The 17,433-nt window shown below is 31.8% G+C and carries 13 protein-coding genes and 1 riboswitch; of the genes, 4 read left to right on the top strand and 9 right to left on the bottom strand.

The features are described from left to right. Positions 1-29 precede the first annotated feature (29 nt). The 4 genes from HMPREF1552_RS02750 to HMPREF1552_RS02735 all read left to right on the top strand — a co-directional run bounded on the left by HMPREF1552_RS02750 (position 30) and on the right by HMPREF1552_RS02735 (position 5,858). Positions 30-1,058, top strand: a complete 1,029-nt coding sequence (locus tag HMPREF1552_RS02750) for a site-specific integrase (RefSeq protein ID WP_021743537.1) — start codon at positions 30-32, stop codon at positions 1,056-1,058. 279 nt (positions 1,059-1,337) lie between these two features. Further along, on the top strand, positions 1,338-2,135 hold the full coding sequence (locus tag HMPREF1552_RS02745) for a class I SAM-dependent methyltransferase (protein ID WP_039901041.1): 798 nt from the start codon (positions 1,338-1,340) through the stop codon (positions 2,133-2,135). Positions 2,136-2,369: 234 nt separating this feature from the next. Continuing rightward, the gene (locus HMPREF1552_RS02740; RefSeq protein ID WP_039901039.1) at positions 2,370-4,106 is read left to right on the top strand and encodes an ABC transporter ATP-binding protein; all 1,737 of its coding nucleotides are present in this window, start codon (positions 2,370-2,372) and stop codon (positions 4,104-4,106) included. 12 nt (positions 4,107-4,118) lie between these two features. Next, the gene (locus HMPREF1552_RS02735; protein WP_021743534.1) at positions 4,119-5,858 is read left to right on the top strand and encodes an ABC transporter ATP-binding protein; all 1,740 of its coding nucleotides are present in this window, start codon (positions 4,119-4,121) and stop codon (positions 5,856-5,858) included. 62 nt (positions 5,859-5,920) lie between these two features. On the opposite strand, the gene HMPREF1552_RS02730 is transcribed toward HMPREF1552_RS02735, so the two are convergent. From HMPREF1552_RS02730 to HMPREF1552_RS02690, 9 genes are all read right to left on the bottom strand, one after another. Next, on the bottom strand, positions 5,921-7,264 hold the full coding sequence (locus tag HMPREF1552_RS02730) for a sodium:alanine symporter family protein (protein ID WP_021743533.1): 1,344 nt from the start codon (positions 7,262-7,264) through the stop codon (positions 5,921-5,923). A 184-nt stretch (positions 7,265-7,448) separates the two neighbouring features. Further along, positions 7,449-7,546, bottom strand: a riboswitch (glycine riboswitch). Positions 7,547-7,743: 197 nt separating this feature from the next. Further along, positions 7,744-8,394, bottom strand: coding sequence for a thiol peroxidase (gene tpx, locus HMPREF1552_RS02725; protein ID WP_021743532.1), 651 nt, complete (start codon positions 8,392-8,394; stop codon positions 7,744-7,746). Between the two features lie 100 nt (positions 8,395-8,494). Continuing rightward, complete coding sequence (locus tag HMPREF1552_RS02720) at positions 8,495-9,925, bottom strand: nicotinate phosphoribosyltransferase (protein WP_021743531.1); 1,431 nt, start codon at positions 9,923-9,925, stop codon at positions 8,495-8,497. A gap of 167 nt (positions 9,926-10,092) precedes the next feature. Continuing rightward, the gene (locus tag HMPREF1552_RS02715) at positions 10,093-12,300 is read right to left on the bottom strand and encodes an ATP-dependent helicase (protein ID WP_021743530.1); all 2,208 of its coding nucleotides are present in this window, start codon (positions 12,298-12,300) and stop codon (positions 10,093-10,095) included. A 25-nt stretch (positions 12,301-12,325) separates the two neighbouring features. Next, positions 12,326-13,405 carry a thymidine kinase gene (locus HMPREF1552_RS12880; protein ID WP_039901045.1) on the bottom strand — a complete coding sequence of 360 codons (1,080 nt, stop codon included), beginning with the start codon at positions 13,403-13,405 and terminating at the stop codon, positions 12,326-12,328. Positions 13,406-13,472: 67 nt separating this feature from the next. Next, positions 13,473-16,052, bottom strand: coding sequence for an alpha-amylase family glycosyl hydrolase (locus HMPREF1552_RS02705; RefSeq protein ID WP_021743528.1), 2,580 nt, complete (start codon positions 16,050-16,052; stop codon positions 13,473-13,475). Continuing rightward, positions 16,049-16,744, bottom strand: coding sequence for a ComF family protein (locus HMPREF1552_RS02700; RefSeq protein WP_021743527.1), 696 nt, complete (start codon positions 16,742-16,744; stop codon positions 16,049-16,051). Before HMPREF1552_RS02700 ends, HMPREF1552_RS02705 begins: the two co-directional genes overlap by 4 nt. Then, positions 16,731-16,931 carry a zinc ribbon domain-containing protein gene (locus tag HMPREF1552_RS02695; protein ID WP_006804457.1) on the bottom strand — a complete coding sequence of 67 codons (201 nt, stop codon included), beginning with the start codon at positions 16,929-16,931 and terminating at the stop codon, positions 16,731-16,733. Before HMPREF1552_RS02695 ends, HMPREF1552_RS02700 begins: the two co-directional genes overlap by 14 nt. 9 nt (positions 16,932-16,940) lie before the next feature. Continuing rightward, on the bottom strand, positions 16,941-17,288 hold the full coding sequence (locus HMPREF1552_RS02690; RefSeq protein WP_039901037.1) for a YraN family protein: 348 nt from the start codon (positions 17,286-17,288) through the stop codon (positions 16,941-16,943). Positions 17,289-17,433: the final 145 nt, after the last annotated feature.

The following is a 17,433-nucleotide window of genomic DNA, read 5'->3' as shown; positions in this document are numbered from 1 at the left end:
AGTAATTGACTAAAGGGAAGTGGTATAATATGAAAAACCCAAACGGATACGGAAGTGTATCAAAATTAAGTGGAAAAAGAAGAAGGCCGTATATAGTGAGAATTACGACAGGTTTTGATATGGAAGGCAGACAGATAATGAAAACGCTGGGCTATTATGAAACTCAGACTAAAGCAATAAAGGCCCTTGCTGACTATAATGAAAATCCGTATGATATTAGTTTGGATGGCATAACCCTCAAGGAAGTAATGGACAGGTTTATGCGAAACAAAAAATGCTTGGTTGAAAAATCAAGTCAAAAATCATATAAAGTGTGGTACAACTATTTAAAGCCATTATGCAATAAACGAATGAAAGATATAAGAACATTAGAACTTCAGAATTTTATAAGCAGTCTAAACCATTTATCCACAGGAACTTTAAAAAATATAAAATCCTTTATTAGAATGCTGTTCAAAGACGCAATGGAAATGGATATAATAGTCAAGGACTACAGCGAATTTATAAAACTGCCTAAGCATAAGCCCAAAATAGAAAGAAAAGTATTTACAGATGAAGAGATAGAATTACTTTGGGAAAATATTAACGAACTGGAATATGCTGACGTAATTTTAATATTAATCTATACCGGCATGAGAATAAATGAGCTTTTAAAACTTCAAAAAATAAATGTAAATCTGGAGCAGAACATAATTATCGGTGGAAGCAAAACGCAGGCAGGTAAGAACAGAATAATCCCCATACATCCGAAAATACTCCCGCTCGTAATTAAAAGAATGGAAAACAAAACGGAGTATCTGATACCCAACAGGAGAAAATCAAACTATTACGAGTACAACAACTTCAGGACAAAGGAATTTATGGGCATAATGAAACAGCTTGGAATGGAGCATACTATACATGATACAAGACACACTTTTGCGACAATGATAAGTGATGTATCAGATAATGAAACTGCAATAACTGGAATAATAGGGCATACCAATATAAGCATGACTAAGAGATATACACATACCAATATTGAAAAGATGAGAAAAGAATTGGAAAAAATAAATTAATGCTCTATGTAACAGGTATGTAACAAACTATTTTTGAGACCCCTGTAAAAAGGAGAAAAAATAAAATAACCATAATTCAGGCTATTTTTCAATCAATTTTCCTTTATATAAATAGGCTTACGATTATAATTATTGGTTTCAAATACCAAATTTATATGATTTTAACAGTTTAATAGCTATTTTTATTTTTTAAATAAAACTTGCATTTTGAATAAATGCGGGTATAATTCTATTAGATACTTTGATAATCAAAATTTTTATGATAAGGAGGAACATGTTATGGGAATAAAACTTGACAATGTTTCTGAAACTATGCTTGTTACCTTATATGCACGTGCAAAAGATGCTAAAAGCAGAAATCCAATTTTAAATGACAAAAAATCTTTCGAGATTTTTTCGCAGCTGAATTATGATTTTTCAAAATTTGAAAAAGCGTGGGCTTCATACTATGGAATTCTGTCACGTGCAAAAGTCATGGATAATCAAGTAAGAAAATTTATGGAAAAATATCCAGATTGTGTGATTGTCTCTATAGGAAGCGGTCTTGATACACGATTTTTAAGAGTTGACAATGGGAAAATACGATGGTATAACCTTGACTTGCCTGAAGTGATTGAAGAAAGAAAATTATTTTTTGAGCCTAATGAAAGGGTTACTGACATTCCAAAATCGGCATTTGATTCGAGCTGGACTAAGGAAATTAAGTTAAATGGTAAAAAACTGCTTATCATTTCAGAAGGTGTTCTCATGTATTTTGAGGAAAAACAAATTAGAGAGTTTTTGGAAATGCTGACTGACAGTTTTGATTCTTTTGAAGCCCAATTTGACTTGCTTTACAAAGGAACAGTAAAAGCGACAAAACATCACGACGTACTAAAAAATATGAACGCAACTTTTAAATGGGGAGTAAAGGATGGAAGTGAAGTTGTAAAATTAAATCCAAAATTAAAGCAAACTGGACTTATTAATTTTACCGATGAAATGAAATTGCATCTTCCTGGATGGAAAAAATTATTTATTCCGTTCTTCTATATTGTTAATAACAGACTAGGAATCTATACTTTTGAAAAATTTTAATTTTTTTCTTCAGTCTTTAGATTATGGTTTTCATTTAAATTTAGTAATTCTTTGTTAATAAAAATTTTTATTATATTTTTTAGTTTTTTCTCTTAATTAGAAAAAAAGAGGAAACTATCGTTTTTATTCCAAAAATCACGACATTTCTAAATTTATTAATTCAACTAAAATGATTTTCAAGTAAAATTCTGTTAAAAGAAAGTCCTTTATAAACAAATGAATGGAGGAGTTATTATGAAAGAATTGAAATACTTGCTAAGTCTATCTGGTAAACATAGGATAAAGCTGATTTTTTCAGCAATATTCAGTATAATCGGTACAATATTGTCTGCTGTGCCTTATCTTCTTGTGTATCAGATTGTTCTAGAACTTTTTAAAACAAATATTGATTATTTGAAAATAAAGTTCTGTGTATTTATTGCGATATTTTTTATAATTGTAAAAATAATTATGCAAATTTTATCAGGTGTTTTTTCACATATTGCAGCTTTTTCGATTTTGTACAAAATTCGAATTGATTTGATTGAGCATTTGTCAAAGCTGAATATGGGATTTTTTAAGAAAAATATGTCTGGAAAACTAAAAAAGATTATTAATGAGGATATAGAAAAATTGGAACTTTTTATTGCACATCAGATTCCAGATTTGTCATCGGCACTTGTAACTCCGATAATATTTTTGGGGATTATGATTTACTTTAACTGGAAATTGACACTTGTTTTATTTATTCCAATTATTTTGAGCATAATGGCACAAGGAAAAATGTTTCAAAGTTATGGGAGTCGTGTAGAACATTATTATACTCTTCTTGCAAACTTAAACGCTACTATTATGGAATACATAAATGCAATGAACGTTATGAAAGCGTTTAACCTTACTGCTAAATCCTTCAAGGATTATCGGGATATTACTCAGGAATATGCGGATTACTGGATTGAGCTTACAGAATTAAGTGTTCCGTTTTATTCAATTTTTCTCTGTCTGACTGATTCGGGGTTGCTTTTCATTATTCCTGTTGGCGGACTTATGCTGTTTTATAATCAAATTTCAGTATCTGCGTACATTTTATTTATTTTAATGAGTACAATTTTTTTAAGCTCATTAAAGTCATTATTTGACTTGGCACACCATCTTTCCGCATTAACTAAAGGATTAGGGAAAATTATGGAAATCAATGGGGAACAGGAGCAAAAATCTGGAAGTGTAAATTTTCCTTCTAATTTTTCAGGTTATATAAAATATAAAAATGTAAATTTCGCATATAAAAATAAAAATGTTATAAATGATTTTTCCTTGGAAATAAAGGCTGGAACTTCAACTGCACTTGTAGGGCCTTCTGGCTCAGGAAAAACAACGATAGGACTTCTGCTTGGAAGATTTTGGGATATAAATAGCGGAAAAATAACAATTGATGAAACTGATATTAAGGATTTTGCTTACACAGGATTGGCTGACAATGTTTCGTTTGTTTTTCAGGATACGTTTATGCTTCACGATACTATTTTTGAGAATATAAGAATGGGAAAGGACTATTCGCTGGAAGAAGTGGAAAATGTGGCAAAAAAGGCACAAATTCACGATTTTATAATGTCTTTGCCTCAAAAATATGAAACTGTGATTGGTGAAGGCGGAATTAAATTAAGCGGTGGAGAAAAACAGAGAATTTCAATAGCTCGTGCCATTTTAAAAAATGCCCCAATTATTGTGCTAGACGAAGTTACTTCCTACTCCGACATTGAAAACGAAGCCAAAATTCAGGAGGCTTTACGTACTTTGTTAAAAGGGAAAACTGCCATTATCATTGCTCACAGGCTTTACACAATAAAAAATGCCGATAATATCGTTGTAATGAATAAAGGACGTATTACCGAGCAAGGTACTCACAAGGAGCTTCTGCAAAACAAGTCAGAATACTGGCATTTGTGGAATTTATATAGCGATAATGATTTAATGGAAAATAAGGAAATTTAGGGGGTGCAGACAATGATTAACGATATTAGAAATATAAAAACTCTTGCTGGAAATAAATATAAAAACCTTAAAAAGCCAATGCTTTTTCTAACAATAGATGCTATATTTTATATGATGAACTATGCAATGTTTTATTTTACAATTATTGATTTGATGAATAATAATTTTACGATGGAAAAGTTGATAATCTATACTTTTATTATGATTTTTGCAATTATTTGCAGATTTATATTAAATCGTATCGGATATATCGGGATTCAAAGTGAGGGGGCTAAAATTATTCAGGATTTGAGAATCAGGATGGGGGATCATCTGAGAAACTTGAATTTGGGATACTTTAACAGTCACAATATTGGGAATATTATTAATATTATGACAAATGATTTACAAGATTTTGAGCAGGTTATAACTCATAGCACATCAGAAATTATAAAGTTATCTATACTGATAATTTATCTTCTTTTAATTATATTTGCAATTTCTCCCCTACTTGCCATATTGCAACTAATAATCTCGCTAACTGGATTAGTATTTGTCATTCTGGGAACGAAAAAAGGTGCAAAAATAGCATTGAAAAAGAAGCATACTATGGATAATGTTGTTTCACGGATGGTGGAATATATTGCTGGAATGGAACTTTTTAAAGCATATAATCTGACTGGGAAACGATTTAAAAGATTAAAGGACAGCTTTAATGATTTGAAAAGGGAAAGTATAAAAACTGAAATTGCTCTTGCCCCTTATGTTATGATTTTTCAGCTTATTACGGATATTTCCTTTGCCTTGCTTCTGCTTGTGTCTACACAACTTTTTATGGCTTCTTCCATTAATAAAGTAGAATTTTTTTCATACATAATTATTGGACTTTCACTTTCAAACGTGCTAAAAGCCTTTTCTACACAATATACTTTTATCCAATACTTGAAACTTGCCACAGATAAACTGATAAATGTGCATAATGAAAAGGAAATTTCCTATGAACTTGAAAAAGTTACTTTACCAAATTACGATATAAAATTCCAGAATGTAAGTTTTTCTTATGAAAAAGATACTCCTGTCCTAAAAAACATCACTTTTGAAGCAAAACAGGGGACAAAAACTGCCCTAGTCGGTTCATCAGGTTCTGGAAAGACAACCGTTACCAGCCTTATTGCAAGATTCTGGGACTGCCAGTCTGGCGAAATTACCATTGGTGGAATAAATATCCAAAAAATATATCCTGAAGAGCTGCTTACGAATATAAGCATGATTTTTCAAGATGTCTACTTGGTAAATGACACTTTTGAAAATAATATAAGACTTGGAAAACCAAAGGCTACAAGGGAAGAGGTAATAAATGCGGCTAAAAATGCCAATTGTCATGATTTTATAATGGAAAGTGAAAATGGATACGACACTGTAATCGGAGAAGGTGGCTCTACCTTATCTGGCGGAGAAAAACAGAGAATTTCAATCGCAAGAGCCTTATTAAAAGACACTCCAATTATCCTAGTCGATGAAGCCACAGCTTCCCTTGATGCCGACAATGAATACGAAATAAGAAAATCGCTCAATATTCTTACAAAAAATAAAACTGTAATTACAATCGCCCATAAACTCAATACAATAAAAGATTATGACAAAATTATCGTTATGTCCGACGGAATAATCGAAGAAATCGGAAATCATGAGCAGCTTATGAAAAATAAAGGGCGGTATTACAAAATGTACATTGAAATGGAAAAGGCACAGTCAGAATTTGAACTGATTTAAACAATAAAAAATACTCAGACTACAGATTTTATTTTTGCAGTTTGAGTATTTTTATTAACTATCTAATCTTTTAATAGCGGATCTTTCTTCGTAACTTCTACTACCAGATTACGCAATCCAATCAATGCTATCAAATTTGGAATTACCATAAGTCCGTTAAACATATCCGCAAGTTCCCACACTAAATCAACTTTTTGAAGTGAGCCGGCAATTATGCAAATCATTACTAAAATTCTATAAATATTAAGCGCTTTTTTACCAAACAGATATTTCACATTGGCTTCTCCAAAGAAATACCATCCAATTATAGTAGAAAAAGCGAAAAAGAATAACGCAATAGCAACAAATATTACTCCAAAATGCCCCAATACTGCGTGAAATGCGTGCTGTGTCAATGAAATCCCAGTTCCATCTGCTTTTCCGTCTGCAATCAAAATTACTAATGCTGACAATGTCAAAATTACAAAAGTGTCAATAAAAACTGTAACAATTGCAACGTGCCCTTGATCTTCAGGATTTTTAACCTTTGCAATTGCGTGAGCATGTGGAGTTGAACCCATTCCAGCCTCATTTGAAAACAGCCCCCTTGCTACCCCAAATCTTATTGCTTTTTTTATTCCCATTCCTAAAAATCCACCTAAAACAGCCTTTGTAGAAAAAGCATTTACAAAAATTGCCTTAAATGCCAAGCCTGCATTTCCAATATTTAGCCCAATAATAAGCACACATATAACAACGTATAAAACCGCCATAATAGGTACTATTTTCTCAGTAACCGAAGCAATCCTCTTCACTCCTCCAAAAAATATAAATCCGGATAAAATTGCCAAAAATATACCTGTTATAATAGTCGGAACATGAAAAGCGTTATGAAAAGCATCTCCTACTGAATTTGCCTGAACCGCATTTCCCATGAATCCTAACGATAACACGCACGAAACTGCAAAAAATCCTGCTAAAAATTTGGCTGCCTTTCCTCCATTAAATAATGTTTCAATGTAATAGGCTGGACCTCCTGTCATTTCTCCATCTTTTTTCTGTTTAAAAATCTGACTTAATACAGCTTCTGAATAGATAGTTGCCATTCCAAAAAATGCACTTATCCACATCCAGAATATTGCACCTGGTCCTCCTGATACAATCGCTGTTGCCGCTCCTGCGAGATTTCCTGTTCCAACTTGCGCCGCAATAGCCGTTGCTAAAGCTTGAAACGACGACATCCCGTTATTATCCGCCTTTTCTCCGCTCAAGTCAAATCCGCTCGTCAACTGTTTCAAACCGCTTTTAAACTCCCTAACTTGAATAAATTTTAGTCGAAATGTATAAAATACTCCCGTTCCAACTAACAAAACAATTAAAATAACTCCCCAAAAAAATTCATTAAAATTTTTAATAATTTCTAACATCTAAATCCTTCTCCTTCGTTTTTTATTTTTGAATTTTAGAATGGATAGAAAAGTTTAAAGCGTTTTAATACAAATTTTATTATAAATCAAAGAAAAAGGCTGTCTTTTACTTAAATAAAGTCAAAACAACCTCTTAAAATTTCTTTTATATTAAAAAAGAAATATAAAATCCATAATTTTATATGTATCATTCTCTGTTCTTTTACCTGAGAGTTTAGGGAATAAAAATTCCTTTGCTCCTTCGGTGCCATCATTTAAGACAGTCTCTCCAGAGGCTCGTCCACTATGAGTCCTTTTACCTGAAAGAGTCACTTCTTCGGTGTTTTATTCTACATTTACAAAATTTATAAATGAGACAAAATCTCTCCTCATACCTTCATCCAAATTATTCACTTTTCTATATGTTAGCATATTTTTTTCTGTGTGTCAAAAAATATTTTCTTATAGTATTCTAAATTAATATGTTTTTTAGTTTTATACTATTTTTTCATCAGATTATTTTCCAAGAATTTCAATGCTTTCTCAACATCAGCTTCTTTTCCTTCTTCAGAAACATATTCAATATATTTTACAGTATTATTTTCATCAAGAATCATAAGTGCCCTTGTTAAAAGACCTTTTTCCTTTATGAAAAATCCATTTTGAATACCAAATTGATGATATTTAAAGTCAGAAACTGCTTTTAATCCATTAATTTCATTGGCAGTACAAAATCTTTCCTGTGCAAATGGAGTATCAACTGTTACCGAGTAAAATTTCACATTTGTATGAGTTTTTGCTGCTTCATTTAACTGTTTTGTCTGCAATGAACAAACTTTTGTGTCAAGCGATGGCGCTGTATAAACTACTTTTATATTTTTATCTTCAAAAATATTTTTTTCTTCCAGTTTTGTATTCACTACTAGAGGTACTTCCTTTATTTTATCGCCAACTTTTAATTCTTTTCCAACTATTGTTATTGGAACTTTTCCCATTGTAATTTTTAAATTATTATCAGCTTTTAAAGTATCCAAATATTGTGTATATTCTGTATTCTGTCCTGCCTGTCCTGTTTCATTTTGTGTTTTTGGCTTATTTCCACAGGCAGCCAGAACTACTGCAGCTGCTCCTAATAATAATATTTTTTTCATTTTTTCCTTCTTTCGTAATTTTATCCATCGTTTGTAAAAATTTAAATTGTATGATTTTTACAGTTTTAATTTAAACTATTTTTATCTAATTTTATCATTTCTATTTTGATACTTCTCTAATTAAACTCGGATTATACAATAAACTTTCATTTTTTCTTACTTCTTCAAAAGTATATGTTTTTAAAATTTTTCCATTTTCAAAAACACATTCCATTACGGAATCTTCATGATATTGATTTTCAGGTAAATCTGAAATATTTACTGTTTCAAATTCTCCATTTTTATTTTTTATCAGGTCAAGCCGTCCTTTTTTACTGACTTTTCCTTTATCTGTAACAGGATTTTTGTAAACATCTCTAACTTCATTTCCAATTTTTATACAGCTGCATTTCATGGCAAATTTATGAGTATCCCTGTTAATGCCAGATTTTTCATTTCCTTGCAAAAGAGATCCTCCGCAGCCCAAAGTAACATTCTCAGCAGAATACTTATTATCCTTTAAAGATTTATAAATATCCCAGATTGTATCTTCATTAATTCCATCACCTTGTAAAATACGGACTTTGTTAATCACTTTATATCCTTTGGAGTTTACAGTATACCCAAAATTCTTCTCCAGACTTTCGAGTGCAAATAAAATATTTGTAATTGCATCTCCGCTATCTGGACGTATTGTAACCATTCCATCTCTTGCCAATATTTTTTCACGCAGCTCTTTTCCAATAATATTTTCTACCGCATTAAAAAAATTATAGCTGTCAAGAACGATTGAAACAATTCCTTTTGGAAATTTATCAAGCATGTTTTCGTATGCCTCTTTTTCATATTCCTGAGTCCATGAAGTCATTGTGCTATGTTCAGAAGCAGGCACGCTGTAAGCGGCTATTTTTTCATTATAATATTTACGGGCAAAGACAAGTGCATTTAAGGTATCTGTTCCATAAAAATTTGTAAGATGAGCCATTCCTCCAATTCCGGCACTTTCCTCGCTGGAAACACCACGATAACCAAAATCATGCAATTTAAACTTCAATTCTGACTCCACATTATCACTTGTTTCCTTTAAAAAGTATTTTATAATCTGTTTTGCCTTGTATGAAAATGTTGCAACTGTAATTGGATACCATACTTTTAACAGCAATGTTTCCACCCAGCCCACAATCCAAGGCACATTTTTGTCAGTTGATTCAACTGTAACCAGCACATTATGATTTTTTACAACACTGCCTTCTGGAACGGTTCTAATTCTAAGTGGCAATTTCCCATCCAGTTTTTCTACAATATACCTCCATCCCTCTTCAAAAAATGGCAATCCATGCAATTCGCAAATTTCCTTAGCTTCATCTATCATTTCATTTGTAATTTTTTTTGTTAAATATTCCATTAAATAATATTGCAGTCCAAAAAATTTTACATATCCGTACAAGCCACCACGGCTTTCGATATAATCGTGCATATACGTCATATTTGCTGGATATTGAAATGGATGAGTAATTTTATAAGAATCTGTCGATAGTATTAAATTTTTCATTTTTATTTTGTATGATAATTGCAAGTTACGTAAAAATCATACTCTCCTTCCCTATATTTTTTTATTTGTATATTCAATTATAACTCTTTTCCCTTTGAAAATATACAAAAAATACAGTAAAACCTCTTTGAATTAAACAAAAAGATTTTTACTGTAATAAGATTTTTTTATTTTTCCAAAATTTTATCTGCCAGCACTAACGCTATTTTCTTTTCTCCAACCATAAATTCCACAATCATGCTTTTTGTATCCATTTTTTTTATTTTTCCACGTCCAAATTTCTTGTGATTAACCACATCTCCAACTTTATATTTAGAATTCACATTTGAAGTTGTTTGAGAGCCTGATTTTTTACCAAATGTTCCTAGTTTGTCCTTAGAAAATGGATTAAAGTTTTCTATTTTCGGTGTAAAACTTCTTGGAGCTGAAGATTGCCCTTTTAAACTTCCGTATTTTCCACCCACATACTCTAGGTTATCTTGCTTCATTTCGTAGATAAATCTTGATGGACGACGTAAATTGTCATCTTTTCCCCAAATTTTTCTTGATGAAGAATAGGAAATAAACAGTTCTTTTTTAGCACGAGTTATCGCCACATAACAAAGTCTACGCTCTTCTTCCAGCTCCTCTTCAGGAGCGTCAAAAGAAATTGATGGGAACAGCCCGTCTTCCATTCCTGCAAGAAATACATAATCAAATTCCAGTCCTTTCGAGCTGTGAATTGTCATAAGTTTTACATAATTTTCATCCTCTTCCATTTCATCAGTCGCTGAACTTAACGAAATCATATCAAGATATTCATTCAAGGACATGCTTGGATTTTGCCTTTCAATTTCAGTAATACTGTTTAACAATTCCTCAATATTTCTAACTCTGTCTTCCTTATTGTCTTCAATTGAGTCAATATAACGTGTTCTTATAAGAATTTCATCAAATATTTCCTTAATTGACATTTCTTCAAGGCTTGAGTAAATGCCTTGCATTAAATTGTAAAATTCCTTTAATGCAAGTTTTGTAGCTGCTCTTACAGGAATTTCATCAATATAATGAAGCGCTTCAAGCATCGAAATATTTTTTTCATTTGCAACTTCCTGTATTTTTTCCAGCGTCTTTTCTCCAACAGAACGTTTTGGAACATTAATTATACGATAAAAATTATGATTATCATTTTTATTATTTAAAAGGCTTAAATATGCCAAAATATCCTTTATTTCCTTACGTTGAAAGAACTGCATCCCGCCATAAATTTTGTAAGGAATATTTGCAGACAGTAGTTTTTCCTCCAAAACCCTTGATTGTGCATTTGTCCTGTACAAAATCGTCATATCCTTGTAATCGGCACCGTCTCTTTTCTTTTTCTTCATCTCTGTCACAATAAAATCCGCTTCATCATAAACAGTCATTGCATTATAAATCTTGATTTTTTCTCCATCAGAACCATCTGTCCAAAGTGTTTTCCCTTTTGAGCTTTTATTATTTTTAATAAGCTCGTTGGCTGTATCCAGTATTTTTTTTGTAGAACGGTAATTTCTTTCCAGTTTTACCGTAAATGCTTCCTTGTAATCTCTCTCAAAATTCAAAATGTTATTAATATTTGCCCCACGAAACGCATAAATACTCTGATCTTCATCTCCTACAACACAAATATTCCGATATTTTGCTGCAATCAGATTAATCATTTCATACTGAATATCGTTAGTATCCTGATACTCATCCACCACAATATACTGATATCTTTCCTGTATTCTTTCCAAAACAAAAGCATCATCCAGCAATTTTCTCGCATTCAAAAGCAAATCTGAAAAATCCATCGCATTATTTGCCTTCAAAACTTCATCATACTTTTGATAAATCTCACCAAAAAGCCTGTTCGCAGGAATTCTCATATCAATTTCACGTTCAAGCTCCTTAATTCCTATCCCCTGTTCCTTCAATTTACTAATTCTATTTGCAAGTTTTCCCGGCTGAACACCATCATTATCCTTAATTCCCATATCCTTTTTTATCTTTGTAATAATCGATTTCTGATCATCCACATCATAAATATTAAAATTTCTCCCATATCCAATTCTTTCAGAATAAGTTTTAAGCAATCTTACCGAAAACGAGTGAAATGTAGAAACTACAAGATTATTCGCCTCATGTCCAATAAGTGCCGTAGCCCTTTCCTTCATCTCTCTTGCCGCCTTATTCGTAAAAGTAAGTGCCAGAATATTAAGCGGTGAAATCCCTATTTCTTTTACCATGTGTGCGATTCTATAAGTAACTGTACGTGTTTTACCACTTCCCGCTCCAGCCAGTATCAATACAGGCCCTTCTATTTTTTCCGCAGCTTTTCTCTGCTCTTCATTTAATTCATCTAAAATACTGCTCATATTTCTCCTTTTTTCTCATTATTTTTTACAATTCTCTATATTTAACTTCCGTTATTTTCGATATTTTCTCAATAACACCATTTTCTTCCTTTTCTTCCCCAGCGTGACTACTCCCATTTTTATAGACAATTTCCTTCAAGTTCAAGTCCGATTTTTTTAATAAATCCACTGTTAATAAAATCTGGTTAAGTACACCTTTTTTATTTTTTGAAACAATGATAACTTCTGAATTTTTTCTAAATTCACACATAAAGTCCAGAATACTGTAGCTTCCTTCCAACTTTAACAAAAGTCCGCCAGTAATTCTAACAAAGATATAGTCGTTTTCAATCAATGCCAAATTTATTTTTTCACGTAAATTTATTAAATCACTTTTTTCATTTTCCTCCATTTGCCCTTTTATAACTATTGTTGTTACTTTTTTATTTTCAAATAGCTGCTCTTCATACATTTTTTCAACAAGTTTCTTGCCAACATTAATTTCCGTTCCGACTATAAAATATATTTTTCCTTTTTTATCAGTTCTGTGCCTTACAATATGATGCCTTCGGCATCTTGCCTCATAATTTTCATTTGCGCCAACCATAACCAGCGGATCGTCATAATAAGCAGGCTCCCCATTTATAAGACGCTGACTCGCATAAGCAGGCTTTCCACAAATCATGCAAATTGCGTGAAGCTTATCCACCTGATCGGCAATACTCATAAGTTCTGGCACTGGCTCGTAAGGCTCTGCCCTAAAGCTCATATCAAGCCCTGCGACAATCACTCTTTTCCCATATTCCACATACTTCTTACAAAACTCAACTATTTTTTCTCCAAAAAACTGCACCTCATCAATTCCAATTACTTCCGCATCAACATTTTTTTCCATAATTTCTTCCATTTGAGAAACATCACTCACGGGATAAGCCCTAAAACTGTCATTCCCATGTGAAAATACTCCCTCTTCCCCATATCTGTTATCAATAGCATGTTTAAATGCTACAATTTTCTGCTTCGCATACTCAGCCCTTCTAAGCCTTCTTATAAGTTCCTCGCTTTTTCCTGAAAACATGCTTCCAGTAACAACTTCCAACGTTCCTATTTTAGAATTTTGTATCATTTTATCTATTCCTTTTTCTATCATTTTATAATTTCTGTTTTAAAAAGGGGGACTTGCCCCCGTATTTTTAATTTTTATTTTGTCTAAATGAATCAAACATATTTTTTGCATTACTATATAAAACTTTGACTTCATAAGGTTTTACGTCAATTTGAATTTTTTTATCAGAAATTGCGTAATTTTCCTTTAAATTTAGCTGATTTCGGTAAAATCCAAATAATTTTGGTACTTGCAATGATAATGGGTATTCGTCTGCTCCGTTATTTACTACAATAATCATTGATTCATTTCCAGCTGAAATTTCGTAGGAAATAAAGTCTGTATTTGGTCTTGCTGGTGTAAAATCACGCCCTTGGTACAATTTTGCCCGTCTATTCTGATCAGTTAAATAATCTGATATTTCTGAATCAATACGACCTCGTGTTTTGGGATCACTGTAAACTTCAAGGATTCTTAATTTACCATTTTTAAATAAATTTTTATGTTCTTTTCTGACTTTTAGTAAGGCTTTATAATGATTTTCTATATCTGCATTGCTATTTACAGGATACGAAATCCATTTTTGAACTTCGTTTACTTCCACAACACTAGGAAAACTTCTAAGTCTGTCTTTATATTTACTTATACTATCTGTCTCAGGATCGTATGGTGCGTAATCTCCCCACAACATAGGCTTTCTATTTCGTGGCGAATCTGCTCCCCACATTCCTTTTTCATCACCATAATATATAACTGGTGTCGCAGGCAGCATCATTTGCATTGCAACGACTCTTTTCAGCTTACTTACAGCTGTTCCGTCATATAAATCAGGACGAATATTCAAATATCCTTGATCCGATTGATTATTTCTATCATAAACTCTATTCGGATTTATCATTCCACTAAAGATTCTATCTGTATCAAGTGACCCAATAAAAACTTGTGTCATATTAAAACGATTGCTTGAATATCTGTTATAAATTTCATTTAATTTTGTTGCAAATTCTACGCCGTTGATTCGGTAATTTGGATTAGTATTTACAGTATATTTTATAATATTATTGACAATATTATAGTCTGCTCCACTGTCATAAATTCCATCTTCAACATCTTTTGTAATACTGTTTGAAACCTCTCCTGTAATTAGCAAGTCAGGTTTATATTTTTTCAAATTTTCTGTAATTTGTGCAAGATATTCTTTATTCTCGTTGTCGTAATAAACATATCTTATTCCGTCAATTCCGTCATCATATACATCTTTCTTAAAAGTCTCATCAGGCCCTAAAATCCATTTTTTCATTGCATTTTCAATATAATTTCTAACTTGCGGATTTTTTAAGTCAAGTACAGTATCCTTTAAATACCAGTTGGAAAATTCTTTATTATTTCTAGCAAAAAATCTGCTCGATGTTGTATCAGGAGCCACTTCCAGAACTACTTTCAGACCTTTCTGGTGAGCCTGTTTTACAAGGCTTGCCAATTGTAAATCAGAATCTGTCCAAATCCAGCTTTTCACATTCAATAAATCCTCATCAAGTAAATTTTTATCCGTTTCAGGATTGAAAATAAGCAAGTTTAACTCCTTATCTCCATTGTTATTATGAACTTTTGCCTTTATATCAAGCCCTTTTGATGTTCCAGTCTGCTCAATGTAGCCAAAATACGGATCCACATGATTAAAATAAATCGTATCATATTTATGGTTTGAAAGCGAATAAAATGGCGATGATAAAATTATGTATTCCACACCAAGATTTTTGATGTAGTCAAGTTTATCAATTATTCCCTGTAAATCCCCACCATAGTAACGTGTGTAGTTCTGCACGTCATTTAGCGTATTTTCTTCCCATTCATTTTTTTCCTCATAGTTACTGTTCCATTCATTCAATGAAAACTGCGGTTTTTCATTTCCACCCCAATATGCCAGTACTAAGTCTTTTTTAGATGTTCCTGAACGAATTTCTCCAGTAGGCTCTGAAAAGTCATCTGTCCCAAATTCATTAAAAATCGCATCATTATCCACATCGCCATTTCTAAATGAATCAATATAAATCTGATATCCAACTGAGCCTCTAGCCCATTCTGGAATTGTTGTTAATTTTGTAGAACGTGAATATTCAAATTTCTCTACATTTACAGGATTTTTTGTGATATTTCTTCCCATATAATATTTAGTCTTGTCATCAGTTAATACAAAATAATAACTTGACACATTGCTCGGAATTTCAGCCATAAAAATTTCATTACCACCATAATTTCCAATTCCACGCATCATTTTTTTCCCGCCATTGTAGACAACTTCCGCAGAATAAACATCGTTATTTTTCGTTCTTAACATAATCTTTACATTATTTCCATTAAGTACCCTGAATTCAGAATCTTCCCTATGGACTAATGAATTCAAGTCGATAACTCCATCATTTCTTTGGCTATATTTCAATGATTCTGTTGAATTTTCCTCATTTTGCCCTGTTTCATTATTCTCTGAATTTTCAATATTTTCCTGTTTATTCTTATTTTTTCTTTTTACTGCACTAATCAAATAATCTTCACGATTGTTTATATCATTATTTTTAATATTCATTTGAAAATTTTCATTTTGTGCAGAAAATGAAACAACTGAACTTACCAAAAACAATAAAACTTTCATTTTTAATTTAAAACTCATATTTCTCCTCTATTTACCTTAATCTCCCTAGCCGCAGCCAGACAAAAAACGGTAATTTTTATATTATTTCCATTTTTTTTATCTTTATTATCAAATTGCCTTAAAATGCTATTTTTTATTTCCCGAAGTGTCGCTCCTGTCGTTACAATATCATCAAGTATCAAAATTTTTTTATTGCTCAAATCAATATTCTGAGAAATTCTAAAAGCTCCCTCAATATTCCTGTTTCTTTCTTCTTCGTCCAAAATTTCAGCCATCTTTTTAGTATTTTTTACCCTCTCAATCCGAACATAATTCACTTTTAGACAGTTCAAAATCTCATCAACCTGATTATACCCTCTTTCATTCTTTCTTTTCCTGCTGACAGGTACACTCACGACAATATCTATCTTTTCACGTTTCAAGACATAATAAAATTCTTCCTTTATCAATTCGGCAATCAACTTTGCCATAATTTTTCTATGGTTATATTTATAAGAATAAATTAACCTCTTAAACTCCTTATTGTAATCCCATACATAATAAATATTATTTAATTTTCGCAATTTTTTCAAACTTTTCAGAATATTTTTCGTATCTTTCGATACAATACCGTACTCAACTAATTCCACCCCTGAAATTATATCCTGGTTTCTAAATAAAATTCCTTTAAAATTAAATATTATTTCCTTAAAAAATTTAATATCCTTCAACAGGATCCTCAACCTTTTGAACTATTTTAGTTGAGTACATCTCTGTATATCCGCAATTTTTACATATTTTCAAATAAAATGTATCAATGGCAATCTGTGTTCCAGCAACTTTTTTTGTAGGAATTGCCACCTTTTTCATTTCAAACATTTCTTCTCCACATTTGCAACATTTCTCATCATTTCTCATACAATCACCTCAAAACGCATTTTTTAACCACTCAATACTGCTAGAGCCACGACTTACTCCAACAATATCATACCTTACATTTTTATCCCATTCCTTTTTTAAAAGATAAATTTGTGAACTCGCAAGAATCTTATTCTGCTTCTCCTCCGTCACCATCTCAATCGCCGATCCAAAAAAATCATTCTTCCGATATTTGACCTCCACAAACACCAGCGTCTGACTCTTCTTTTCAAAAAAAATCAAGTCAATCTCCCCAAACCTAGTATAAAAATTACTCTCAACAAACGTAAGCCCTTGCAAAATCAAATATTCCTTCGCCACATTCTCATACTTAAACCCAATTTCCCTTTTATTCATACTATATTCTCGTCCCATCCCCTTTTTTTACATTGTATCATAAATATCTATATTTATTCTTTTAATTTTATATTATATGATACCAATTTTTCACTTATTTTTCAAGACTGGAACACGACAAACGCATGAATATTTTAAACTATTT

The sequence above is a fragment of the Leptotrichia sp. oral taxon 879 str. F0557 genome (assembly GCF_000469385.1).
GTDB classification, from domain to species: domain Bacteria; phylum Fusobacteriota; class Fusobacteriia; order Fusobacteriales; family Leptotrichiaceae; genus Leptotrichia; species Leptotrichia mesophila.
The sequence above is the reverse complement of the archived record's forward strand: the minus strand, read 5'-3'. Positions and strand labels throughout refer to the sequence as shown.

What these genes read in the sequence shown, in the direction of transcription:
- HMPREF1552_RS02715 (WP_021743530.1), bottom strand. Translation starts at nt 12,300, where the DNA reads ATGAGCAGTATTTTAGATGAATTAAATGAAGAGCAGAGAAAAGCTGCG.
- HMPREF1552_RS02750 (WP_021743537.1), top strand. Translation starts at nt 30, where the DNA reads ATGAAAAACCCAAACGGATACGGAAGTGTATCAAAATTAAGTGGAAAA.
- tpx (WP_021743532.1), bottom strand. Translation starts at nt 8,394, where the DNA reads ATGAAAAAAATATTATTATTAGGAGCAGCTGCAGTAGTTCTGGCTGCC.
- HMPREF1552_RS12880 (WP_039901045.1), bottom strand. Translation starts at nt 13,405, where the DNA reads ATGATACAAAATTCTAAAATAGGAACGTTGGAAGTTGTTACTGGAAGC.
- HMPREF1552_RS02695 (WP_006804457.1), bottom strand. Translation starts at nt 16,931, where the DNA reads ATGAGAAATGATGAGAAATGTTGCAAATGTGGAGAAGAAATGTTTGAA.
- HMPREF1552_RS02705 (WP_021743528.1), bottom strand. Translation starts at nt 16,052, where the DNA reads ATGAGTTTTAAATTAAAAATGAAAGTTTTATTGTTTTTGGTAAGTTCA.
- HMPREF1552_RS02745 (WP_039901041.1), top strand. Translation starts at nt 1,338, where the DNA reads ATGGGAATAAAACTTGACAATGTTTCTGAAACTATGCTTGTTACCTTA.
- HMPREF1552_RS02690 (WP_039901037.1), bottom strand. Translation starts at nt 17,288, where the DNA reads ATGAATAAAAGGGAAATTGGGTTTAAGTATGAGAATGTGGCGAAGGAA.
- HMPREF1552_RS02740 (WP_039901039.1), top strand. Translation starts at nt 2,370, where the DNA reads ATGAAAGAATTGAAATACTTGCTAAGTCTATCTGGTAAACATAGGATA.
- HMPREF1552_RS02735 (WP_021743534.1), top strand. Translation starts at nt 4,119, where the DNA reads ATGATTAACGATATTAGAAATATAAAAACTCTTGCTGGAAATAAATAT.
- HMPREF1552_RS02730 (WP_021743533.1), bottom strand. Translation starts at nt 7,264, where the DNA reads ATGTTAGAAATTATTAAAAATTTTAATGAATTTTTTTGGGGAGTTATT.
- HMPREF1552_RS02720 (WP_021743531.1), bottom strand. Translation starts at nt 9,925, where the DNA reads ATGAAAAATTTAATACTATCGACAGATTCTTATAAAATTACTCATCCA.